Source organism: Paenarthrobacter sp. NEAU-H11, from assembly GCF_050573415.1.
Classification (GTDB): Bacteria; Actinomycetota; Actinomycetes; order Actinomycetales; family Micrococcaceae; genus Arthrobacter.
This window is the reverse complement of sequence record NZ_JBNZGA010000001.1, coordinates 414,385-436,722: the sequence shown is the minus strand read 5'-3', so window position 1 is coordinate 436,722 and position 22,338 is coordinate 414,385. Positions and strand designations below refer to the sequence as shown.

19 protein-coding genes are annotated in these 22,338 nt (G+C 67.6%); 14 read left to right on the top strand and 5 right to left on the bottom strand.

Features of this window, described 5'->3' with window-relative positions:
* Positions 1-198: 198 nt before the first annotated feature.
* Entirely contained in the window at positions 199-1,632 is a 1,434-nt protein-coding gene (locus tag ACQ3DC_RS01990; RefSeq protein WP_430751445.1) for a glycoside hydrolase family 3 N-terminal domain-containing protein, read from the top strand.
* 109 nt (positions 1,633-1,741) lie between these two features.
* On the top strand, positions 1,742-2,539 hold the full coding sequence (locus ACQ3DC_RS01985) for a shikimate 5-dehydrogenase (RefSeq protein WP_157243042.1): 798 nt from the start codon (positions 1,742-1,744) through the stop codon (positions 2,537-2,539).
* Here ACQ3DC_RS01985 and ACQ3DC_RS01980 read toward each other — a convergent pair.
* The gene (locus ACQ3DC_RS01980) at positions 2,523-3,806 is read right to left on the bottom strand and encodes a class I SAM-dependent methyltransferase (protein WP_157241647.1); all 1,284 of its coding nucleotides are present in this window, start codon (positions 3,804-3,806) and stop codon (positions 2,523-2,525) included. The two genes, ACQ3DC_RS01985 and ACQ3DC_RS01980, sit on opposite strands and share 17 nt — an antisense overlap.
* A gap of 54 nt (positions 3,807-3,860) precedes the next feature.
* Here ACQ3DC_RS01980 and ACQ3DC_RS01975 point away from each other — a divergent pair, with 54 nt between their 5' ends.
* Positions 3,861-4,238, top strand: a complete 378-nt coding sequence (locus ACQ3DC_RS01975; RefSeq protein WP_157241648.1) for a hypothetical protein — start codon at positions 3,861-3,863, stop codon at positions 4,236-4,238.
* Here the strand turns inward: ACQ3DC_RS01975 and ACQ3DC_RS01970 are convergent.
* On the bottom strand, positions 4,166-5,098 hold the full coding sequence (locus ACQ3DC_RS01970; protein ID WP_321214033.1) for a DMT family transporter: 933 nt from the start codon (positions 5,096-5,098) through the stop codon (positions 4,166-4,168). The genes ACQ3DC_RS01975 and ACQ3DC_RS01970 overlap by 73 nt on opposite strands.
* A 226-nt stretch (positions 5,099-5,324) precedes the next feature.
* Here ACQ3DC_RS01970 and groES point away from each other — a divergent pair, with 226 nt between their 5' ends.
* Both groES and groL read left to right on the top strand, forming a co-directional pair.
* Entirely contained in the window at positions 5,325-5,618 is a 294-nt protein-coding gene (gene groES, locus ACQ3DC_RS01965) for a co-chaperone GroES (protein ID WP_003805290.1), read from the top strand.
* A gap of 77 nt (positions 5,619-5,695) precedes the next feature.
* A complete protein-coding gene (gene groL, locus ACQ3DC_RS01960) occupies positions 5,696-7,306 on the top strand; it encodes a chaperonin GroEL (protein WP_157241649.1) in 1,611 nt (536 codons plus the stop codon).
* A gap of 102 nt (positions 7,307-7,408) precedes the next feature.
* Here groL and ACQ3DC_RS01955 read toward each other — a convergent pair whose 3' ends face one another.
* Positions 7,409-8,011 (bottom strand): dihydrofolate reductase family protein, encoded by a 603-nt coding sequence (locus tag ACQ3DC_RS01955; RefSeq protein ID WP_321214032.1) that lies wholly within the window; start codon positions 8,009-8,011, stop codon positions 7,409-7,411.
* Positions 8,012-8,089: 78 nt separating this feature from the next.
* On the opposite strand from ACQ3DC_RS01955, the gene ACQ3DC_RS01950 reads away from it, so the two are divergent.
* The 4 genes from ACQ3DC_RS01950 (at position 8,090) to ACQ3DC_RS01935 (ending at position 12,922) form a co-directional block, all read left to right on the top strand.
* The gene (locus ACQ3DC_RS01950) at positions 8,090-9,613 is read left to right on the top strand and encodes an ATP-dependent DNA ligase (RefSeq protein WP_430751408.1); all 1,524 of its coding nucleotides are present in this window, start codon (positions 8,090-8,092) and stop codon (positions 9,611-9,613) included.
* Between the two features lie 127 nt (positions 9,614-9,740).
* The gene (locus tag ACQ3DC_RS01945) at positions 9,741-11,384 is read left to right on the top strand and encodes a LuxR C-terminal-related transcriptional regulator (protein WP_430751407.1); all 1,644 of its coding nucleotides are present in this window, start codon (positions 9,741-9,743) and stop codon (positions 11,382-11,384) included.
* A 90-nt stretch (positions 11,385-11,474) separates the two neighbouring features.
* Positions 11,475-11,819, top strand: a complete 345-nt coding sequence (locus ACQ3DC_RS01940; RefSeq protein ID WP_157241652.1) for a hypothetical protein — start codon at positions 11,475-11,477, stop codon at positions 11,817-11,819.
* Positions 11,816-12,922: a flavin-containing monooxygenase gene (locus ACQ3DC_RS01935; RefSeq protein WP_421092956.1), complete on the top strand. Its 1,107-nt coding sequence runs from the start codon at positions 11,816-11,818 to the stop codon at positions 12,920-12,922. Before ACQ3DC_RS01940 ends, ACQ3DC_RS01935 begins: the two co-directional genes overlap by 4 nt.
* Here the strand turns inward: ACQ3DC_RS01935 and ACQ3DC_RS01930 are convergent.
* Entirely contained in the window at positions 12,891-13,859 is a 969-nt protein-coding gene (locus tag ACQ3DC_RS01930; RefSeq protein WP_323056644.1) for a DUF389 domain-containing protein, read from the bottom strand. The genes ACQ3DC_RS01935 and ACQ3DC_RS01930 overlap by 32 nt on opposite strands.
* 123 nt (positions 13,860-13,982) lie before the next feature.
* Between ACQ3DC_RS01930 and ACQ3DC_RS01925 the strand changes: the two genes are divergently transcribed.
* The 5 genes from ACQ3DC_RS01925 (at position 13,983) to ACQ3DC_RS01905 (ending at position 21,642) form a co-directional block, all read left to right on the top strand.
* Complete coding sequence (locus ACQ3DC_RS01925; protein WP_430751406.1) at positions 13,983-16,061, top strand: acyltransferase family protein; 2,079 nt, start codon at positions 13,983-13,985, stop codon at positions 16,059-16,061.
* A 230-nt stretch (positions 16,062-16,291) separates the two neighbouring features.
* Positions 16,292-17,803 (top strand): IMP dehydrogenase, encoded by a 1,512-nt coding sequence (gene guaB / locus ACQ3DC_RS01920; protein WP_430751405.1) that lies wholly within the window; start codon positions 16,292-16,294, stop codon positions 17,801-17,803.
* Between the two features lie 20 nt (positions 17,804-17,823).
* Positions 17,824-19,251, top strand: a complete 1,428-nt coding sequence (locus ACQ3DC_RS01915; RefSeq protein ID WP_430751404.1) for a hypothetical protein — start codon at positions 17,824-17,826, stop codon at positions 19,249-19,251.
* 91 nt (positions 19,252-19,342) lie between these two features.
* Positions 19,343-19,750 carry a hypothetical protein gene (locus ACQ3DC_RS01910; protein ID WP_421092959.1) on the top strand — a complete coding sequence of 136 codons (408 nt, stop codon included), beginning with the start codon at positions 19,343-19,345 and terminating at the stop codon, positions 19,748-19,750.
* Positions 19,751-19,788: 38 nt separating this feature from the next.
* A complete protein-coding gene (locus tag ACQ3DC_RS01905) occupies positions 19,789-21,642 on the top strand; it encodes an ABC transporter ATP-binding protein (protein WP_430751403.1) in 1,854 nt (617 codons plus the stop codon).
* On the opposite strand, the gene ACQ3DC_RS01900 is transcribed toward ACQ3DC_RS01905, so the two are convergent.
* Entirely contained in the window at positions 21,620-22,303 is a 684-nt protein-coding gene (locus ACQ3DC_RS01900) for a hypothetical protein (RefSeq protein WP_321214023.1), read from the bottom strand. The two genes, ACQ3DC_RS01905 and ACQ3DC_RS01900, sit on opposite strands and share 23 nt — an antisense overlap.
* Positions 22,304-22,338 lie beyond the last annotated feature (35 nt).

The window sequence follows — 22,338 nt, the reverse complement described above, 5'->3', positions numbered from 1 at the left end:
GTAGCCCTGGCGTCCTGTACGGCCGCACCCGGCCCCGTCCCGTCGTCGGCCCCTTCTGCGCCAGCCTCGCCCGCCGCATCGCCGAGTACGACGACGGCGCCCGCCACCTCCTCCCCGCCACCTGATCCGGGTGCCCGGCCACTGGGCTGGGGGCCCCGGCAGCGCGACCAGGACAAGGCCGCCGCGGCGGTGGCGGCGATGACCACCGAGGAGAAAGCCGGGCAGGTCCTCCTTCCGTCCTTCAAGGGCAAGGAGGTGGAGGCCCACGCTGCCGCCATCGAGCGCCTGCACCTTGCCGGGTCCATCATCATGGGCGACAACGTTCCGCTCGACCCCCAGGGCAGGCTGGACGTGTCCGGCATGGCCGCCGTCAACCAGCGGCTGGCCCAGGCTGCAGCCGCCGGCGGCCGGCCCTGGCCCGGGATCATCGCGGTGGACCAGGAAGGCGGCCAGGTTGCCAGGCTGGGGCCACCCCTGACGGAATGGCCCACGCCCATGAGCTACGGGGCCGCCGGGAGCGTGCCACTGGCCAAGGAGGCCGGGCAAGGTCTGGCTGCGGAGCTGGTGCCGCTGGGGTTCAACGTGGACTTCGCTCCCGATACGGACGTCACCGTCGGCCCGAAGGATCCCACCATCGGTGCCCGGTCCATGTCCTCGGACCCGGGCGCTGCCGCTTCGCTCGGCGTGGCATTCTCCCAGGGGATGCTCGCGGCGGGCGTCCTGCCTGCGGTCAAGCACTTCCCGGGACACGGTTCGGTGGCCGTTGATTCCCATGTCAGCCTCCCCGTGCAGCCCGCGGCCGTTGCGGACCTCGGCGGCCGCGACTGGAAACCGTTCGGGGCCGCCATCGCCGCCGGTTCGCCCATGGTGATGACAGGTCACATCGCCGTCCCGGCGCTGCAACCCGGCGTCCCGGCGTCGCTCTCCGGACCCACGTATGCCGCACTGCGGGGCCTGGGCTTCAACGGGGTGGCGGTGACGGACGCCCTGAACATGGGCGCCGTGGCCAAGCAGTACCCCGGCGGAACCGCCGCCGTGATGGCCCTTGCCGCCGGAGCTGACCTCCTGCTGATGCCGGCCGACGTGGGGCAGGCGCATGCGGCCATCGTCCAGGCCGTCGCCTCCGGCGCCCTGCCGCCTGAGCGCCTGGACGAGGCCGCCCGGCGGGTGGCAACGATGATGGCGTGGCACGGCAGGACCGCTGCGGCGAACGGTGCGCCGGCGGGAAGCGGGGGAGCCCTCTCAGCCCGGGTTTCCGCCTCCGCCGTCACCGTGCTCTCCGGACCGTGCAGCGGACCCCTGGTGCCCGGAGCGGTGCGGGTGGCCGGCGGCGGGCCGGGGGACAGAGCCCGGTTTGAGGCCGCTGCCGCCCGGGCCGGACTGTCCGTGGGCTCCGGGCCGCTGGTCAGCCTCATCGGCTACGGCGGGCGCGGGGCGGAAGGGGACATCGCCGTCGCGCTCGATGCGCCCTGGCCGCTGCAGGACTCGCCCGCTCCGGTGAAGATAGCCCTCTATGGCCGCACCGACGGTGCCTTCGACGCCCTGGCCGCCGTCCTGGCAGGGAAGGCGCCCGCCCCCGGGAAGCTGCCCGCCGCCGTCGGAAGCTTCCCGGCCGGCACCGGCTGCCCCTAACCCAACTAGGTAGCGCCAAGTGTCGTTTTGGGGGCTCAAAACGACACTTAGCGCTACCTAGTTGGGCGGGAGCGGGTTAAATGGTGGGGTGCCCATTCTGAATAAAGACATGACCCTCTGCATCTCGCTCTCGGCCCGGCCCAGCAACAACGGGACCCGGTTCCACAACCACCTGTATGAGCAGCTGGACCTCAACTGGATCTACAAGGCCTTCGCCCCCACCAACCTTGAACAGGCCATCGCCGGGGTCCGGGGGCTGGGCATCCGCGGTTGCGCCATCTCCATGCCGTACAAGGAGGACGTCATCGCCCTCGTCGACGAGATGGACCCCTCGGCCAAGGCCATTGATTCAGTGAACACCATCGTGAACACGGACGGGCACCTCAAGGCCTACAACACCGACTACACGGCAATCGAACAGCTTCTGGCCGCCAACAAGGTGCCTACGGGCTATTCCGTCCTGGTCCAGGGCGCGGGCGGGATGGCCAAGGCCACTGTCGCCGCGCTTCGGGACGCCGGCTTTACCGACGTCACGGTCATTGCACGGAACGAAACCACGGGCCGGGCGCTCGCAGAACAGTACGGGTTCCAGTGGCGCGCCGAACTCGACGGCGGGACCGCCGACCTGATCATCAACGTGACGCCGATTGGCATGGCGGGCGGATCCGAGGCAGGTGCCCTGGCCTTCCCGCAGGAAGCCATCGACGCCGCCAAAGTGGTGTTCGACGTGGTTGCGCTGCCCGCCGAGACGCCGCTGGTCAAAGCTGCGCGGGCGGCGGGGAAACCCGTGATTACCGGTGCGGAAGTGGCAACCATCCAGGCCCTGGAGCAGTTCGTGCTGTACACCGGCATCCGGCCCACTGCCGGGCAGGTGCGCGCGGCGGAAGAGTTCATGCGCGCGCAGTAGCCGTTTCTTCGCGGGCAGTGCCCGGCACCGGCTCCACCACGATGGCCACCCGGTCCTCCCCGATACGGGTCAGGACCAGGGTGGCTGTTTTGGTCCCGGCCTTCTTGCCGGAGTTCTTTCCGGCTGCGCTCTTCCCCCCTGGCAGGAGCTGCCTGCGGAGCTCCTCGGGAGTGACGGCGGTGCCGCGCTTTTTGATGTCCAGCACCCCGATGCCCTCTGCCTTCACCCAGGCCTTGAGCGCCTTGACGTTGTAGGGCATCACGTCCAGGACCTTGTAGGCGCGCGCGAACGGTGTATCCACCAGCTCCGGTGCGCACACATAGGCGATGTGCTCATCCACCAGGTGTCCGCCAAGCTGCAGCGCGACGTCGGCCACCAGGCCGGCCCGGATCACCGCGCCGTCCGGTTCGTAGAGGTAGCCCTCCACCGGCCCCACCGGAGCGGCAGGACCGGCGCCGAAGTCTTCTCCGCTGGTAAGCTCCGCCGCGCCCCGGGCGCCGAGCACCAGAGCGGCCCGGCGGACTCCGGGCCGGCGCACTGCGTTGAACCACAGCGCAACCTCGGTGACGTCGCCCGCCACCGAAACCCACTGTGCCTCACAGCCGGCCGGAACGGACTCGTGCGGCATGCCCGGGCCCATCTTGACCCCGACGGCCAGGCCGGACGCGGCCAGGCCCTCAACGAAGGACAAGGGCGGCGAAAAGGCTTCAGGGTCCCAGATCCGCTTGGTGCCCGACGTCGAAGTGACCCGGCGCGCGGGATCCAGCCAGACGCCGTCGACCCCGTCCAGCGGCACCGCCGTGGCGTCTGCGTGGACCACGGTGGCGTTGGGGAACGGAATGAGGTTCACCGTGGCGCAGGCCGCCGTCGTCTCGTCCATCTCCACAGCGGTGACGTTGATGTCCATGGAAGCCAGCGCCAGCGAATCCGCGGCCAGGCCGCAGCCCAGGTCCGCCACGTGGCGGACTCCGGCCTCGGCGAACCTCTGGGCATGGCGGGCGGCGACGTTCAGCCGGGTTGCCTGTTCCAGCCCTGCCTGGGTGAACAGCATGCTGCGGGCGAACTCACCGAACTTCGCCGCGGCCTTGGTGCGGAGCCGGGACTGGGTCAGGACGGCGGAAACCAGTTCGGGGGAGTGGCCGGCCTTGCGGAGGGCCGAGTTCAGCTCGAAGGACTTCTCTTCCTGGTAGGGGCCCAGGGACGCCAGGAGCTCCCAGCCTTCAGGGGTGAGCAGCGGTGCAATCTGGTCCTGGGGAGCGTGAGCCATGGGTTCCAGCCTAGTGGAGGAGCGGGCCGCCGCTATGCCGATAGTGTTGAAGCCATGAACCAGAGTGCAGGTCCGCAGCAGCCCCGTCAGCACCAACCCGGGGACGGCGGCCCGGCGAGGTTCGCCCGGCCGGCACTGATCGCAGGTTCCGTGGTGGCGGTGGTGTGCCTGGCGCTCCTGGTGATCATCTTCTTCCTGGACACCTTCAACGCCACCGTCTATTCGGTGGGCGGCAACGACATCAAGGACGACACCCAGGAGGCCCGGGACATCCGGGGGCTGTACGACGGAGCCCGGGCCGGCAGCGTCGTCTTCCTTGCCGCGTCGCTGTTGACCGCCCTGGTCTCTGCCTTCCTCCTCTACCGGGGGCGGAACTCCGCAGGCGGGGCCGACGGCGGAGAGGACGTCGACTTCGACGACCTGGGCCGCTGAGGTGGCCTGCCGCCCGCGCTGGTGAGCAGGACCCCGGAAATGACCAGGACGCCGCCCAGGACCTGCGGGACCGTGATGGGCTGGCCCAGGGCCACCGTGATGATCGCGGTGAAGACGGCAATGAGGTTCAGGTAGTTGCCCGCATTGGCAGCGGTGGTGCGCTTGAGTGCAAGGTTCCAGAGCAGGTAGGAACCCAAGGAGGGGAACAGGGCAATGTAGGCCAGCGACCAGCCCTCCGAGGCGGTGGCCGGCAGCCCTGCCCCGGTGGCCACCGCAAAGGGAACCAGGACAATCGCCGCCATGGCCACCTGCACCGCGGTGGACGTAATCGCCGGGACGGAGAGCCTGCGGGCGATGATCGTATAGAAGCCCCAGACGGTGATGGCGGCCACGATCAGCAATTCGCCGGCATCGATCGAGAAAGTCAGCAGCCGCTGCAGGTTGCCTCCGGTGAGGACCAGCAGGACGCCTGCCAGGCCCAGGGCAACGCCCACCCAGCTCAGGGGACCCGGCCTGTCCCGAAGCAGGATGGCGGCCAGGACCATGATCAGGGCCGGGTTCGCAGCCGTTACCAGGGAGGCGTTCAGGGCTGAGGTGTGCCCCAGCGCACTGTAGAGCAGCAGGGTATAGGCGCTCATCCCAAGGCAGCTCAGGAGCAGGAGCATCGGCCAGCGGCGCAGGACAGCCCGCCAGTCCGGCCGGTCCACCGCCTGTGCCAGGGCCAGCAGCGGCACGGCAGCCAGGGCCCAGCGCCAGAAGGTCAGCTGGAGCGGCTGCATGGTTTCCATGGCGGCCTGGCCTACAACGAAGTTACCCGCCCAGAAGAGGGTGGCAAGGGTCAGGTACAGGGCTGCTCGCACCGGTCAAATGTACATGGATTGGTGTCCGCCCATGACGAAACGCTGGCACTCGCCTTGACCGAGTGCTAAGCCTTACATAGAGTCATCATTAGCACTCTCCCTAGGAGGGTGCTAACACATGAAGAGCTGCCAGCCTGGCTGCTGCCGGCACCGCGACGACGGTTTGCCAGCCAGGGCGGAAAGCTTTCCAGTCCACGAATTTGCTGACGAAGAAGGAGAGGTCCGAGTGTCGGTCTCTATTAAGCCTCTTGAGGATCGTATTGTTGTCCGCCCGCTCGAAGCCGAGCAGACCACGGCTTCCGGCCTGGTCATCCCGGACTCCGCACAGGAGAAGCCGCAGGAAGGCGAAGTTGTTGCAGTAGGCCCCGGCCGCTTTGAGGACGGCAACCGCGTTCCTGTCGACGTAGCCGTTGGCGACGTCGTTATCTACTCCAAGTACGGCGGAACCGAAGTCAAGACCGGCGGCACCGAGTACCTCGTGCTGTCCGCCCGCGACGTCCTGGCGATCGTCGTAAAGTAACTCTCCGGATCCCCGTGCCGCTGGTCATGCATTCTGCTGGTCGGCTGCGCGGGGTTCTGTCTTGAAAGGACAAAACCATGGCAAAGCAGCTTGCGTTTAACGACGCTGCCCGCCGGTCTCTTGAAGCCGGCATCGATAAGCTCGCCAACACCGTCAAGGTGACGCTCGGCCCCCGCGGCCGCAACGTCGTCCTGGACAAGAAGTGGGGCGCTCCCACCATCACGAACGACGGCGTCACCATCGCCCGCGAAGTGGAACTGGACGACCCCTACGAGAACCTTGGCGCGCAGCTGGCCAAGGAAGTCGCAACCAAGACCAACGATGTTGCCGGTGACGGCACCACCACGGCAACCGTCCTGGCGCAGGCCCTGGTCAAGGAAGGCCTGCGCAACGTGGCTGCAGGCGCAGCTCCCGGCCAGATCAAGCGGGGCATCGAGGTTGCCGTTGAGGCCGTCGCCGCCCGCCTGCTGGAGAACGCCCGCCCCGTTGAAGGCACCCAGGTGGCCAACGTTGCAGCCATCTCCGCCCAGAGCGACGAGATCGGCGAGCTCCTCGCCGAGGCATTCGGCAAGGTGGGCAAGGATGGTGTGATCACCATCGAGGAGTCCTCCACCACGCAGACCGAACTGGTCCTGACCGAGGGCATGCAGTTCGACAAGGGCTACCTGTCCCCGTACTTCGTCACGGACGCGGAACGCCAGGAAGCAGTCCTCGAGGACGCCCTCATCCTGATCAACCAGGGCAAGATCTCCAGCATCCAGGAATTCCTGCCGCTGCTGGAAAAGGCGCTGCAGGCTTCCAAGCCGCTGTTCATCATTGCCGAAGACGTTGAGGGCGAGGCACTGTCCACGCTGATCGTCAACCGCATCCGCGGCACCCTGAACGTCGTCGCCGTCAAGGCTCCCGGCTTCGGTGACCGCCGCAAGGCCATGCTGCAGGACATCGCCACCCTCACCGGTGCGCAGGTTGTGTCCCCGGAACTGGGCCTCAGCCTGGACACCGTCGGCCTTGAGGTGCTGGGCACCGCCCGCCGCATCACCGTCACCAAGGACAACACCACCATCGTTGACGGCGCAGGCTCGGCCGAAGACGTGGCAGCGCGCGTGGCCCAGCTCCGCGCCGAGCTGACCCGCACCGATTCCGACTGGGACCGTGAAAAGCTCCAGGAACGCCTGGCCAAGCTGGCCGGCGGCATCGGTGTCATCAAGGTTGGCGCAGCCACCGAGGTTGAGCTCAAGGAGAAGAAGCACCGCATCGAGGATGCTGTTTCCTCCACCCGAGCTGCCCTGGAAGAGGGCATCGTGGCCGGCGGTGGCTCGGCCCTGATCCACGCCTTGAAGGCACTGGATGAGGACCCGGCCGTCAAGGCACTCGAAGGCGACGCCGCCGCTGCCGTGGGCATTGTCCGCCGCGCGCTGGTCCAGCCGCTGCGCTGGATTGCCCAGAACGCCGGTTTCGACGGCTACGTCATCACCGCCAAGGTTGCCGAGCTCGAAACCAACAACGGCTTCAACGCCAAGTCGGGCGAGTACGAGGACCTGATCGCTGCCGGTGTCATCGACCCCGTCAAGGTCACCCGCGCGGCCCTCCGCAACGCGGCTTCCATCGCTGCCCTGGTTCTCACCACCGAGACCCTGGTTGTCGAGAAGCCTGCCGAGGAAGACGAGCACGCGGGACACAGCCACTAGCAAGTAGCTGCGCACGGGCAACCGTGTAACGCAAAAAACCGGTCCAGCCTCCGCTGGGCCGGTTTTTTGTTGCCCCGGGGCCGTCCGTTCAGGGCATCCGCTCTACGCTCCCGGCATGTCCTGCGTTTCCACGTCGCCGGTGCGCTCGTAGGCCAGCGACACCGCCCCCTTCGGGAAACTGCGTGCCGGCTCCGCGAGGCGGAAGGACGCAGGGATGGTCCCGGCGTCGAACAGGCGCTTGCCCTGCCCGAGGGTTATCGGATAGAGCCAGAGGTGGAGGCGGTCCAGTACGTTTGCCGCGAGCAGCGAACGGATGAGGACGCCGCTGCCGAACATGTGCACCTGGTCGTATTCCTCCCGCAGCCGGCCCGCGGCCGTGGCATCCGGCAGGACTTTTGTGCCCGCCCAGCCCGGAGAGGTGAGGGTGCCGGAGACAACGTACTTCGGCACCCGGTTGAGCGTGCCCCCGATATCACCGGACTGGCGGGGCCAGTACGAAGCGAAAATGTCGTAGGTTTTCCGGCCGAGAAGCAGGGCGTCGATCTGGCTGATCTCAGCCTCAATAGCCGCTTCAGCCTCGTCGTCGGACACCGGCGCCTGCCAGCCGCCGAAGGCGAAGCCGCCCGCAGTGTCCTCCTCGCGGCCGCCGGGCGCCTGGTAGACGCCGTCGAGGGTGATGAACAGGTTGGCGATAATGATCCCCACCAGCCCATTTTGGGACGGAGTTCCGGCCCTGTCCAGCATCCGCCGCCCGCGGCACAACAGCCGTGGCAGACTGGGGCAATGCTGCTCGACGAGCTCGTGAGAACTTCGGATGCCGTCGCGTCCACCCGGTCCCGGCTGGCGAAAGTGGACGCACTGGCCCACCTGCTGCGCCGCCTCGAGCCCGCGGAGATCGCGACGGCGGTGGGCCTGCTGGCTGCCAGGCCGCGCCAGGGCCGGGTAGGGATTGGCTGGCGCGGCATGTCAGCGGCCATGGGGGAGCCGGCCGCCGAGCCCAGCCTTACTGTCGCAGACCTCGATGCGGCGTTGGACCGGCTGCTCGCAACAGCAGGCGCGGGATCGGCAGCAGAACGTGCTGCGACCCTCAGGACGCTCACAGCGGCAGCCACTGAACGCGAGCAGGCATTCATCGCCGGCGTGCTGCTGGGAGAACTGCGGACCGGTGCGCTCGAAGGCGTCCTGGCGGATGCGGTTGCCCGTGCCTCCGGCCGGCCGGTCGAGGCCGTGCGCCGGGCGGCCATGCTCTCCGGCGACCTGGGCGACACCGCCGTCCTGGCGCTCACGGGAACGCCTGCCGAGCTTGACGCCGTCGGACTCGTCGTGGGACGCCCCGTGCAGCCCATGCTCGCCTCAACCGCGGCCAGCGTCGGCGCGGCGCTGGAGGTCACCGGGGAGGCGTCCGTGGAATACAAGCTCGACGGCGCACGCATCCAGGTGCACCGCACCGGCGACGACGTGCGCATCTACACACGCACCTTGGCGGAAGTGACCCACAGGCTGCCTGAGGTGGTGGAGGTGGTGCGCGGACTTGGGGTGCGGGACGTGATCCTCGACGGCGAGACCCTCGCCCTGGACGAGGACGGCGGCCCCCGGCCGTTCCAGGAAACCATGTCCCGGTTCGGGGCGGACGCTGCACGCGAGACCCTGCTGCATCCGTGGTTCTTCGACGTGCTGCACCTTGACGGGCGGGACCTGCTGGACGAACCCTTGTCCACCCGCATCGGCGTGCTTGAAAGCATCGTGCCCGGGCACAGGATCCCCGGGGAGATCACGGCGGACCCGGCCGCTGCCGAAAGGGTGTCGCGCGATGCACTCGCCGCCGGCCATGAGGGCGTGGTGGTGAAGGCCGTGGGGTCCCCTTACGCGGCCGGCCGCCGGGGCTCCAACTGGATCAAGGTGAAGCCGGTGCTCACTTACGACCTGGTGGTGCTCGCCTGCGAATGGGGCTCGGGCCGGCGCACCGGGCTGCTGTCCAACCTGCACCTTGGCGCCTTGGACCCCACGGGTGAGTTTGGTGATCCCGGCGGCTTCGTCATGGTGGGCAAGACCTTCAAAGGCCTCACTGATGAGCTGCTGCGCTGGCAGACCGGGCGGTTCCAGGAACTCGAGGTGCGGCGCACGGCGGGCACCGTCTGGGTAGAGCCGGTCACGGTGGTCGAGATTGCCATCGACGGTGTACAGCAGTCGTCCCGCTATCCAGGCGGTATCGCGCTGAGGTTCGCGCGCGTAAAACGCTACCGGGACGACAAGCCGGCCGCGGAAGCGGACACCATCCAGACCCTGCGGGGGCTGCTGCGGCCGTAGCCGGACCCGCCTCTTCCAGCCGCTTGTGCCCGGTGTGTACCGGGCGTAGCGTGACGCTTAGGTCCCGGGCGTCCGGCGCCCGGGGCGGCGAGGCCGGCGGGGCGGGCAGGTGCCCAAGGAGGTCCGAGTGTCAACTGAAACGGCCATTGACGAGGGCAGGTCAGCCTTCCGGGAGAATCGCTGGACCGATTCCCTCAGGAGCTACACGGACGCGAACCAGCGTGGCGGGCTTCCCGCCGCCGACCTTGAACGGCTGGCCACCGCCGAGATCCTGACCGGAAACACCACAACGGGCCTGGACACACTCACCCGGGCCCACGAAGAGTACCTGGAAATCGGCGATGTGGCAGGGGCCGCCCGGTGCGCAGGCTGGCTCGGGATCCAGTTCATGAACCTCGGCGAGGCGGCGCAGGCCGGGGGATGGTTCGCCCGCGGCCAGCGGCTCCTCGATGAGCTGACCGAGCCCAACGTCGTCGAGGGGTTCCTGCTGGTCCCCGCAGCCCTGGGCAAACTATATGGCGGGGAGCCCGCAGCCGCACTCCAGCTCTTCTCCCAGGCTGCCGAGGTCGGCCGGAGGTTCCAGGATAAGGACCTGTCTGCACTTGGCCTCCTTGGCACCGGCCAGGCCACCCTTATGCTGGGCCGGGCGGACGAGGCGATCAGCTTGTTCGATGAGGCCATGGTCGCTGTGACAACAGGTGAGCTGTCCCCGATCCCTTCCGGCATCATCTACTGCGCGGTCATCGGCAATTGCCACCTGGCCTTCGACCTGAAGAGGGCGCTGGAGTGGACAGCGGCCCTCGACCGCTGGTGTGCTGCCCGCCCGGATATGGTGCCGTTCAGCGGCCAGTGCCAGTCCCACCGGGCCGAACTCTTCCGGCTCCACGGCGCCTGGCATGAAGCCCTGGAGGCAGCGGCGGTCGCCCGGAAGCGGGCCATCCACGGTGATCCCCAGGCGCTGTTCGGCGGCTACTACCAGCAGGGCGAGGTGCAGCGCCTCGCCGGCGACCTTGACGCAGCGGACGCTTCCTACCGCCAGGCGGCCCGGAGCGGCTACGAGCCCCAACCTGGCCTTGCCCTCCTTTGGCTGGCACGGGGTGACCCTCGGCAGGCGCAGTCGATGATCCGCCGGACCGCCGGCGAAGCTGATGAGGCCACCCGCCGGCACCTGCTGCCGGCACTGGTGGAGATCGAGTTGGCAGCAGCCGATGTGGAAGCAGCGGCCCGGGCTGCCGCAGAGCTGGAGTTCTTCGCCCGGGAGTACCCCAAACCAATGGTCCGGGCGGCAGCCAGCCAGGCTGATGGGGCGGTCCGGCTGGCGGAAGGTAATCCTGCCGCGGCGTGCGTGTCTTTGAGACAGGCCTGGCACCTGTGGGCTGGACTTGGCGTGCCGTACGAGGCTGCCCAGTGCCGTGTGCTGATCGGAATTGCCTGCCGGGCGTTGGGCGATGAAGCCTCTGCGCTGATGGATTTTGAGTCCGCCCATGCTGAATTCCTCGAACTTGGCGCCGCTCCGGCCGCCGCGTGGGCGGCCTCCCTCATGCAGGCAGGCACGGACGACGCCGGCCGGCACCAAGGCCCCTTGACCGAGCGGGAGGTCGAGGTGCTGCGGCTCGTGGCGTCCGGGGAGGGTAACCGCGCCATCGCGGCGCACCTGTTCCTCAGCGAGAAAACCGTGGCCCGGCACATCAGCAACATCTTCCTGAAGCTCGGACTGTCTTCGCGGGCAGCGGCCACCAGGTACGCCTTCGAGCACGGGCTCACCGGCTAGGGGGTACACAAAATTACCCAGCAGGTCCTGCGGCCCAGTTGCATGTTTTGCCCGACGCGCCCGCCCGTTCGCGGCCCATAGCCTTCAAGCATGAACCTTTCAGTCCTTGCCGGCACCCTTTCCACGGTGCTCTTCGCCCTCGGTATGCTGCCGATGCTGGTCAAGGCGGCACGGACCAAGAACCTGTCCTCCTACAGCCTGGGAAACCTGCTGCTGACAAATGTGGCCAATGCGGTCCATTCCGTGTACGTGTTCAACCTCCCGGCCGGGCCCATCTGGGCCCTCCATCTCGCCTACGTCGCGGCTTCCGGCCTGATGCTGGTGTGGTGGCTGCGCTACGGCGGCGCAGGCCGCACTGAGGGAGGCGCCCACGCGTCAGGACAGGAAGGCTCAGAATCAGGCATTCCCATCAGCACAACAGGAGCACAGCCATGAACAGCAGCAACGTGACCGGCATGCTGGACACAATGATCATCGGCGGCGGCCAGGCGGGACTCGCCCTGGGCCACCACCTCAAGGAGCAGCAACGGACCTTCCTCATCCTGGATGCAAATCCGCGCACCGGCGACGCCTGGCGCCAGCGGTGGGATTCGCTCCGGCTGTTCACGCCCGCGAAGTTCGACGGACTTCCCGGAGAACCGTTCCCGGCCGATCCGCTGTCCTTCCCCACGAAGGACGAGGTGGCCGGATATCTGGAAAGCTACGCCGCGGGGAAGGGCCTGCCCATAGTCCACGGCACCCGGGTGGAACGCCTGTGGCGGGAAGCGGACCACTTCGTCGCAGCGTCCAACGGCCGCCGCTGGGAGGCGCGCAACGCCGTCGTGGCTACCGGGGTCAGCCAGGCACCCAAAGTGCCTGCTTTTGCGGCGGAGCTTGCCCCCTCCATACTCCAACTCCACTCCAGCGGCTACCGGAATCCGGGCCAGCTGCAGGACGGGCCGGTCCTGGTGGTGGGGCTGGGCAACTCGGGGGCGGAGATAGCCCTCGAAGTATGCCGGACCCACCCCACTACCGTGGCGGGCAAGCCCGGCGGCGAGCTTCCGGTGAAACACGGCCGGGCCGCTGCCCGCTACGCTCTGCCCCTTGTCCGCTTCCTTGGGCTGCATGTGCTCACGCTTGGCACGCCCATCGGGCGCAAAGCGGCGCCGGTCTTCAAAGCGCACGCCACGCCCCTGATCAGGACCAAGACCAAGGACCTGGCGGCGGCCGGCGTGCGGCTCGCACCGCGGGTGGCCGGCGTGGAGGACGGGAAGCCGGTCCTGGCGGACGGCACCCGGCAGGATGCCGCAAACGTGATCTGGTGCACGGGGTTCCGGGACGATTTCAGCTGGATCGATCCGGACCTGCTCGACGGCGGCGCGCTGCCGCGCCAGCACCGCGGTATCGCCCTGGACACCCCCGGGCTGTTCTTCCTGGGGCAGGAATTCCTGTACGCGGCGGCCTCCGCAACCCTTCCCGGAGTCGGCCGCGACGCGCGGTACCTTGCGGCCAGGATTCCTGCTCCGCTCAACCGCGAGTCCGCCGTAGCTCCCACTTGAGCCGCCGCGTTGTGGCCTCAGGCAGCCGTTTGGAGACAACACGGTAGATGAGGAGGATCGCCACAGCGGCTACAACTATGCCGACGAGGTTCAGCAACAGCTGGAAGGCGGATCCGGCCGCCTTCTGGAACTCGCCCAACACCAGCGCCACGGCAACGTATCCCGCCGCCGGGACGGTGGTGACCGAGATAAAGACGCCGATGAGCGCCGCTGACCGGCGACTGATGACGGACAGCATTCCGGCGGCGCCGGCCAGGATGGCGACGATCAGTGAATAGGGTCCTGGATGGTAGATGAATTCGACGGCGGATCCGGTGTCCAGGGCATCGGCGGGAAAGAGCCCGAGCGGGATGGATAGCCAGGCGGTCAGCGCCGCCAGCAGCATCGCCACCGGAAAACCGACGCCAAGCGCGACGGCGGCCTTCCGCCCGAGCCCCCACTGGCCCCGCGCCAGTGCCACGGCCAGCGCAGCCAGGGGACCGAACTCCGGTCCTACGGCCATCGCCCCCACGATGGCGATTGTGGAATTGGTCACGATGCCGATCGCGGCAAGCTGGGTGGCCAGGACCAGGAAGGCCAGATAGCTCCACGATAATTTTGAGTCCTCGCCGGTCTGGTGCGAGACCTCGTCCCAGATCACCGCATCCGCGCCGAATCCAGGGGCAGCTGACTCGGCACTGTCTGCGCGCCGCGACAGTACGAGCTCCGGCATCGAAATGACGATCGATCCCATCTCTTGCGCCTTGAGGACATCAAGTTTCTCAAGCAGCCCCTCGACCGATTCCCGGGCAACCTGGAGTTCGATGACATCGCCCGGGGGCGCCACGGATGCGCCTGGAAAAAAGGCTGCCTCGGCCGTTCCGGGGTGGTCCTGACAAGTATTCAGCGTCACTGCCGACAACTCTTCCGGCACACAGATCCGCAGCTGGACAATCACGTCGGCTCCCCTCCCTGGTTGTGGCAAGCATAGTTCGTGGGCTGGGGCGCTGCCGTTTATTGGCCTTGGCCGACGCCGATCCGTAGGCTTGATGTTTTGGCTGGCGGGTCTGGAGGGGTTTTCATGTCGAGTGCGGGGACCTTGGTTGAACCACGCCGTGGACGCCAGGCCCGGTCCGGCCAGCGGAAACCGACCTTCCGTCCCGAAGTCCAAGGGCTCCGGGCGCTCGCCGTCCTGATGGTCGTCGCCTACCATGTGTGGCTTGGCCGGGTATCGGGCGGAGTGGACATCTTCCTGTTGGTCTCCGCCTTCCTGCTGACACTCTCCTTTGTCCGGAAAGCCGAAGCTGGGCGCCCGTTTGGACTCCTGGCCCACTGGCTGCACCTGTTCAAGCGGCTGCTGCCGGCCGCCGTCGTGGTAATCCTCGGCGTCCTCGCCGGCACCTGGCTGATCCTCCCGCAGAGCCGTTGGCCGCAGGTCCTGGAACAGGCCTGGGCCTCGCTGCTTTACGGCCAGAACTGGCTGCTCGCGGACACGGCGGTGGACTACTACGCGCAGGACCACGCAGGCGCCAGCCCGCTTCAGCATTTCTGGTCGCTGTCCATCCAGGGCCAGGTGTTCATCCTGTGGCCACTGATCTTCACCGGCACCGCGGCGCTGCTGGCGTTGCTGCACCGCGTCCCGGCACTGGCCGGGGTCAACTACCGCGGGTTGTTGGGGCTGGCCTTCGGCACGGTGTTCGCGGCATCGCTGGCATACTCCGTGGAGCAGACAGCCACCAACCAGGCCTACGCCTATTTCGACACCAGGACCCGGCTCTGGGAGTTCGCGCTGGGCTCCCTCCTGGCGCTTGCCCTGCCCTGGCTGAGGCCGGCACGGGCCCTCCGCGTGGTGCTGGGCTGGGCAGGGCTGGCTGCCATGGTCTCCTGTGGCCTGCTCCTGACCGTGGACCGCTCGTTTCCCGGGTACGTTGCACTCTGGCCCACCCTGGCCGGCGCCGCGATCATCCTGGCCGGGCAGACCGGCAGTCGGTGGGGCGTGGACCGGCTCCTCGGCAGCAAGCCGCTGGTGGCACTGGGAGACAATTCGTATGCCCTGTACTTGTGGCACTGGCCCGTCCTGGTCCTCTCGCTCGCCGCCACCGGCGTGGAGGCGCCCAATCTCGTCCAGGGCCTGGGGATCGTCGGCGCCTCCATCGTGCTCGCCGTCCTCACCACGCGTTTTGTGGAAAAGCCGCTCCGCGACTGGCGCTGGCCCCAGCTGCGGGCCCGGCGCACCGCCGTCGTCATTGCCGCCTGCGGTGCCGTCCTGGCGGGGCCCGTCGCAGTGTGGCAGACCACGCTCACCGCCGAGGAAAGCGCGACGGCGGCGCAGCCCCGGGAGCTCACGCCCGGTGCCGCGGCACTGAACCTGGAAAACGCCCCGGTGCCGGCCCCGGATGCCAAGATCATTCCCGGGCCTGCCGCGCTGGACAACGACTGGGCCGGGATCCATGCTCCCTGCACCGGGGCCAACGCCACCAGCGACCCCATCCTTGAGGGCTGCCGGCAGGAGCTTCCGGAAGGGGAGGCGGCCAGGCGCATTGTGGTCCTGGGCGACTCCCACTCCCAGCAGTACCTCGGCGCGCTGGCGCCGGTCGCGGCCAGCCGGGGCTGGGAACTGGTGACGCTGCTGATGCCGGCCTGCCGCTTCGGGGCGGAATCGGCCGAAAGGAGCGCCGAGTGCAACGCCCACAACCGGGCCAGCGCTGCCTACGTCCTGGAGCATCGGCCCGACGCCGTGTTCACGGTGGCCTCGCTGACGCACGAGGAGGCGCCCTACGAGACTGGGGTCCCGGGATACCTTGAGGGAGTCCGCCCGTTCGCGGCCGAGGGAATCGATGTGATCGGGATCAGGGACAACCCTCGTTTCACCTTCAACATGCCCGAGTGCGTGCAGCGGAACGGCGCGGACGCCGCGGAATGCAGTGTGCCCCTGGCGGAGTCCCTGGCGGACCCGTCGCCGCTGGACGGCTACCGGGGCAAACTGGAGCGGCTGCACCTGATGGATCTGAGCGACTTCATCTGTGCCCGGGGGATCTGCCCCGGCGTGGTGGGGAACGTCTATGTGTACAAGGACGACAACCACCTCACCCGGACGTATGTGGAAAGCATGATCCCCATGTTTGAGGGGCGGTTGCTGGCAGCCACGGGCTGGAGCTGAGGGCCGGGGCTGCTCAGCGGCCGGCCGGGACGTGCAGTTGCTCACATTGCACGCGTGGAATAGGGGGATCGGCGCGGAGGTTCTAATATTTACTCAATACTTTCCGGCCCGCAGGGCGCCGCCCCCGCGGCTGCCCGGCAACATCTCCTGCACAGGCCAGTCCCGTAATGACGGGCTGGTCATCGGCTGCAACCCCTACCCGTCCAGCAACCAAGGTAAGAGGCGCACTCATGACCGAGCCCGAACACAACCCCTTCGGCTTCATAGGCCTGACCTACGATGACGTCCTGCTCCTGCCGGGCCACACCGAGGTCATCCCGTCCGAGGCCGACACGTCCTCCCGGATCTCCAAGCGGATCACTGTGCAGACGCCGTTGCTTTCCGCGGCCATGGACACCGTCACCGAATCCCGCATGGCCATCGCCATGGCGCGGCAGGGCGGCCTGGGCGTGGTGCACCGGAACCTTTCCATCGCGGACCAGGCGGACCAGGTGGACCGGGTCAAGCGCAGCGAATCCGGCATGATCACCAACCCGCTCACCATCCGGCCCGAGGCAACCCTGCGCGAGCTTGACAACCTCTGCGCCCAGTACCGGGTCTCAGGCCTTCCCGTGGTGGATGAGGACAACCGCCTGCTGGGCATTGTCACCAACCGCGACACCCGCTTTGTTCCCGAGGCCGACTTTCCGCTCCGGCTGGTCAGCGACGTCATGACCAAGATGCCGCTGGTCACCGGACACGTGGGAATCAGCCGCGAGGAAGCCTCGCACAAGCTGGCCACCAACAAGATCGAGAAGCTGCCCCTGGTTGACGACCAGGGCCGGCTCAAAGGCCTCATCACCACCAAGGACTTCACCAAGGCGGAGCAGTACCCGCTGGCCACCAAGGACGACGAAGGCCGGCTCCGCGTGGGCGCCGCCATCGGCTTCTTCGGGGACGGCTGGGAGCGCGCCATGGCACTCGTGGACGCCGGCGTCGACGCCCTGTTCGTCGATACCGCCAACGGCCACTCCCAGGGCGTGCTGGACATGATCCGCAGGCTCAAATCCGATCCCGTTGCCGCGCACGTGGACATCATCGGCGGCCAGGCCGCCACCCGCGAAGGCGCCCAGGCGCTGATCGACGCCGGTGCCGACGGCATCAAGGTGGGCGTGGGGCCGGGCTCCATCTGCACCACCCGCGTGGTGGCCGGTGTTGGCGTCCCGCAGATCACCGCCATCTACGAGTCCGCCAAGGCCGCCATCCCGGCCGGCGTTCCGCTGATTGCCGACGGCGGCCTGCAGTACTCGGGCGACATCGGCAAGGCGCTGGTTGCCGGAGCCGACACCGTCATGCTCGGCTCCCTGCTTGCGGGCTGCGACGAGTCCCCGGGTGAACTGATCTTCGTCAACGGCAAGCAGTTCAAGTCCTACCGCGGTATGGGCTCGCTGGGCGCCATGCAGTCCCGCGGCAAGAACACGTCCTACTCCAAGGACCGCTACTTCCAGGCGGACGTCTCCGGTGATGACAAGCTCATCCCCGAGGGCATCGAAGGCCGGGTTGCCTACCGCGGTCCGTTGTCCTCCGTGGCCTACCAGCTGGTGGGCGGCCTCCGCCAGACCATGTTCTACACCGGTGCGCCCACCGTTGCCGAACTGAAGGCCCGCGGCAAGTTCGTCCGGATCACCCCGGCCGGCCTGAAGGAATCGCACCCGCACGATATCCAGATGACCGTCGAGGCGCCGAACTACGGCTCCCGCTAAACACCAGGAAGGGATGGGCAGTGCTGCCCATCCCTTCTTTTTGCGCCGTCAAGTACATTCGATGGATCAACATCCGGCAATTGGGGGACGGTTTGAACGGCGGATTCTACGGAGCTGACGTCGCGCAGTTGCAGCAGCTCGCAACAACCATGAGCAGCGCGGGCCGGATGCTGGAGATGCAACGGCTGGCTCTGAACGGCCGGGTGGCTGGCACGCCCTGGCCCGGTCCGGACGCTGAGATATTCCGCCAGGCCTGGAAAACCGTCCACAGCCGCTCGCTTGGGGCAGCCGCCATACTCCTGCAGCAGGCAGCTAAGGACCTGATGCGGCAGGCGGATGAACAGCAGCGGGCAAGTGCTGCAGGCGGTGCTTCAGCGATGCTGTCCCTGCCTGGCCTCGAGCGGTCCCCGGAGCCCCGGCCCGAGGACCTTCACGGCAGATCCCCGGCGGAGATAAGGACCTGGTGGTTCGGGCTGGCCGGCCACCAGCAGCAGGCGTTCATCCGCAACCACCCCCACGAGGCGGGAAACACCAACGGGATCCCTTTCGACGCGCGGATCGAGGCCAACCGGCTCAACGCCCGGTTACGGATCGACTGGCTGCAAAACAACGATCCTGAGCCCAGGCTGAATCCCTGGATCCTCGACTCGGGCTATCCCGCACGCTTCGCTGCCGAACATGAGGCCTGGCGCAAGCGTCAAGATGGCATCGCGTACCTTCAAAATGTCGTGGAAGGCAAGATCCACCTGGCAGCCTACGATCCCGGCCAAAGTTCGATCGTGGAGCTGCTGGGTGAATACAACGCTGCCACGACGACGGTGATCACCTACGTTCCCGGAACCACCACCAACGAGGCGTCCTTTTACGACGGCGGCCCACAGGCTGTGCCCAACCGCCTGGTCCAGGCCGATACCTCCGGGAGCACGGCGGCATTTGTCTACAAGGGATCCGAGTTCCCCGACGGCGACCTCGTGGAGGCCTTCCTGGTGGAGGCCAAAAGCGATGAATTCGTGGCTGCATCGGCACCGGTCCTCGCTGCCTTCCAGGAGGCGGTGGACCTGGAGCTGCCACGCGACGCCCAGACGGTGGGCATGGGCCACAGCTGGGGCCTGCGGAACGTGACGGGCTCCGAAATGGAGGGCGCGTCCTACAGCAAGGTCATCGCGCTCTCAGGTGCCGCGATGCCGCCGGGCTGGACGCCCAGCCCTGGGACCGACTACACCAGCTACACCTACCCCGATATCCTGCTCACGGCAGAGGCCAACGGGCTGGTGGGCGAGAACTACCCCATGCGGGAGCCCGCCTTTGACAAGCACGTCTACGCTCCGCCGGGCGGTCTCAGGCCCTCGGAGATGTACAGCATCGACAACCATTCGCTGATTGCCGAGACTGTTCCCGAAAACGAGGAAGCCCTTGATGACATCGAAGAGGAAATCAGTGGCCGGTAAGTCCAGGCGCGCTTCTGCCTGGCGACTTGCAGGAGCAACAGCACTGCTAGCAATGGTGGCCTCGTGCGGACAGGCCGGAAATGGAAAGAACATGGACATCAGCCTGGAATCAGCCAAGGACAAGGTCATGTCCACCGAGCAGGAGATCGTAGGCCTGCTGCCCCAGGACAAGGTGCTGTCCAGGTTCGCCCACGACACCTCGCCGCTGATGCCCTGTTCCGGGGAACAACGAAAGTGGACCGGCGACGCCGAGGCCGAGCTTGCGCCGGGAGTTGACCGGGATGCATTCCTGGACGATGTCGTGGCGTCGATGTCCACCAAGGACGGCTGGACAGTGGATGACGGCAAAACCGCCGGCGGAAAGCGCAGGGTCGACCTGTTGCACAGTGACGGTACCCACTTGCTGGTGTCCTTCCGGGATGCACCCGAGACACTCAGGGTGTCCGGCTACAGCGCCTGCTTCCCCTTCCCTGAGTACGAGTACGGCGAGGAGTACTGACGCCCGCCCGACCCGGGGCGCGGCGCTAGGCTGGGACCATGCCCCCAACGCAACATCCGGCGGAGCTTACCCCCAAGCGGGAGCCCTCGCGGCGGCTGGCCCTTCGCCCATACGCCCGCGCGGTGGCCCAGGTACTGCGCGTCAGCTTCCATGCCTCGCCTGGCGCTGTGATCATGAAGGTGCTCGGCTCTCTGATCTCGGCCGTGCTTCCCTTGGTGACCACCTACTTCGCCGCGCTCACCACCACGGCGCTGGCGGCGGCCTACGCCGGTGACTCCGGCGCAGGGCAGCTGGCCATCGTCTACGTCATCATCACCGCTGCCCTCGGGCTGTTCTGGGGCGCCTTCAGCAGCGTGGACCGCTACATCCAGCAACTGATGAGCTTCAGGGTGGGCGCCATCGTGGGCGACCAGATGTACGAGCGGTTCCTGGCGCTGGAGTTCTGGCGATACGACGACAAAGAAACCGTTGACCTGTACGACCGTGCCAAGCGTTTCTCCGATTCCTACGCCCGGGTGCTGGATCGGATCGCAGCCATCTTCACCCAGCTCGTATCGGTGATCCTGGCCATCGGGGCGCTGCTCCTGGTCAGCTGGTGGATCGCGGTGATTGTCCTGGTGGCCATCGTGCCCAGCGTCTACCTTCAGTTCAAGCTGTCCCGTGAGCAGATTGCCCACTGGAACACCCAGGTGGACTCGCGCCGGCAGCGCAGGATGATCGAAACGAACCTCCTCCGGCCGCAGCACATCGCGGAGATGCGCCTCTACGGCATCGTGGGATTCCTGATGGGCCTCCGTTCCCGCCTCCGGGACGCGGACGAGCGCCGCCGCCTTGATTTCCAGCGCCGGTATATCCCGAAGCAGCTCGCCGCTGATGCCCTGCAGTACGGCGCGGAAGTGGTGTCCCTGATCTGGGTGGTGGGGCAGATCATCGCCCGGGCCCAGCCCGTGGGCCAGTTCCTCTACGTACAGCAGATTGTCAGCAGGGCACTGTCCACCGCGAACAGCCTCGTATCCTCCCTCAGTTCCATCGATGAGGACCTGGCCAACCTCAAGGACTACGAGCTGTTCATGGCGTTGCCGGTGCACTCGGAACACGCGCCGCCCCTGCTGGCATCCCCGAAAACCGTTGAGCTGAAAGACATCCGCTTCACCTACACGGGCAGCGACATCGAGGTGATCCGCGGCATCAGCATGACCATCCGCGAGGGCCAGCACATCGCCGTCGTGGGGGAGAACGGCGCCGGAAAGTCCACCCTGATACGTATACTCGCCGGACTCTACCCCCCCGACTCCGGGCAGGTGATGCTCGACGGCGTTGACCTCGCCGCCGTCGACGTCACCTCCTGGCACCGGCACCTGGCGGTGCTGAGCCAGGAGTTCCTCAAATACGAGTTCGCCACGGCTGCGGAAAACATCTACTTCGGCGACGTCGACTCGCCGCGGGACGATGCGCGCATCCGCAAGGCTGCTGGAGACGCGGAGGCGCTGGAGTTCATCAACAAACTGCCCAACGGCCTGGAAAACCACGTCAGCAACTGGATGGAGGACCCGCGTGGCCGGAAGGGCAGCGGCCTCTCGGGCGGCCAGTGGCAGCGGCTCGCGATGGCCCGCAACTTCTACCGGAACGCTTCATTCATGGTGATGGACGAGCCGACGTCAGCCATCGACGCCCTCGCCGAGCACCGGATCTTCACCCGCCTCTTCGCCGACCGCGGCAGCACGATCATCGCCATCAGCCACCGCCTGGCCACCATCGAGAAGGCGGACATCGTGTACATGCTGGAGGACGGCAGGATCGTGGAGCAGGGCACGCACAAGGAACTGGTGGCGCTGCGCGGGCGGTACTTCCGGATGTTCGAGTCCCAGCTCAGCGTCCCCACCAGCCCCTGACCCCGCTTCGCCTGCCAGGGAACCGGCGGGCGCCGGCCACAGGCGGCCGGCGGGGCGCGGCCTCAACCACGGTGGTGCGCACGCGGGCGAGGCTTGGCTGCGGCGGAACGCTGCTGAAACCGAAGGTCACCGGCGGGTGGACAGGTGCCAGTGCGCCGGCGTCAGCGCCGTCCCAGCTGACGACGGCGGCACTGATGGTGTGCAGGTCGCTCACCCCGTAGTACTCCCGCCGGCCGCTGCCCGCGGTGCCGGACGTCCGGGAGCCGCCGCTGACAATGCCGGCCACGGGACTGACGGCGCGCAGCCAGCCGGGGTGGACTGCCAGCCGCCGGGGGACGGCCCGCAGCGCGCTGCCAAGGAGGGTCCGACTGCCCAGGCTGGCGCTGATCCCCAAGGGACCGGCGTCGACCGTCAGGATCCCCTGCTCCAGCCGCGCGGACACGCCGACCACTGCAACGTCGTCGAAGGTGTAGGTGGCGGAAATGAAGTCCGCCGCCGCCCCGGTGGGGGCCAGCAGTTGCCGGTGCCCGGAGGGGTGCTGGACCATCACGTCCGCAAACCGTCCGAACGGGGACTCCTGCCAGATGCCCACCACCGCCCGCAGTCCGGAGCCCGTGCCAATGCCGGCAATATGGCCGTCGAATACCCACTGTGAACCCATCAGGCCACTGTAGCCACGGACAGCCGCAGCCGTGG

Excerpts from the sequence above, each read along its gene's own strand:
- ACQ3DC_RS01990 (WP_430751445.1), top strand. The coding sequence starts at position 199 with ATGACCACCGAGGAGAAAGCCGGGCAGGTCCTCCTTCCGTCCTTCAAG.
- ACQ3DC_RS01985 (WP_157243042.1), top strand. The coding sequence starts at position 1,742 with ATGACCCTCTGCATCTCGCTCTCGGCCCGGCCCAGCAACAACGGGACC.
- ACQ3DC_RS01980 (WP_157241647.1), bottom strand. The coding sequence starts at position 3,806 with ATGGCTCACGCTCCCCAGGACCAGATTGCACCGCTGCTCACCCCTGAA.
- ACQ3DC_RS01975 (WP_157241648.1), top strand. The coding sequence starts at position 3,861 with ATGAACCAGAGTGCAGGTCCGCAGCAGCCCCGTCAGCACCAACCCGGG.
- groL (WP_157241649.1), top strand. The coding sequence starts at position 5,696 with ATGGCAAAGCAGCTTGCGTTTAACGACGCTGCCCGCCGGTCTCTTGAA.
- ACQ3DC_RS01950 (WP_430751408.1), top strand. The coding sequence starts at position 8,090 with ATGCTGCTCGACGAGCTCGTGAGAACTTCGGATGCCGTCGCGTCCACC.
- ACQ3DC_RS01940 (WP_157241652.1), top strand. The coding sequence starts at position 11,475 with ATGAACCTTTCAGTCCTTGCCGGCACCCTTTCCACGGTGCTCTTCGCC.
- ACQ3DC_RS01935 (WP_421092956.1), top strand. The coding sequence starts at position 11,816 with ATGAACAGCAGCAACGTGACCGGCATGCTGGACACAATGATCATCGGC.
- ACQ3DC_RS01925 (WP_430751406.1), top strand. The coding sequence starts at position 13,983 with ATGTCGAGTGCGGGGACCTTGGTTGAACCACGCCGTGGACGCCAGGCC.
- guaB (WP_430751405.1), top strand. The coding sequence starts at position 16,292 with ATGACCGAGCCCGAACACAACCCCTTCGGCTTCATAGGCCTGACCTAC.
- ACQ3DC_RS01910 (WP_421092959.1), top strand. The coding sequence starts at position 19,343 with ATGGACATCAGCCTGGAATCAGCCAAGGACAAGGTCATGTCCACCGAG.
- ACQ3DC_RS01905 (WP_430751403.1), top strand. The coding sequence starts at position 19,789 with ATGCCCCCAACGCAACATCCGGCGGAGCTTACCCCCAAGCGGGAGCCC.
- ACQ3DC_RS01900 (WP_321214023.1), bottom strand. The coding sequence starts at position 22,303 with ATGGGTTCACAGTGGGTATTCGACGGCCATATTGCCGGCATTGGCACG.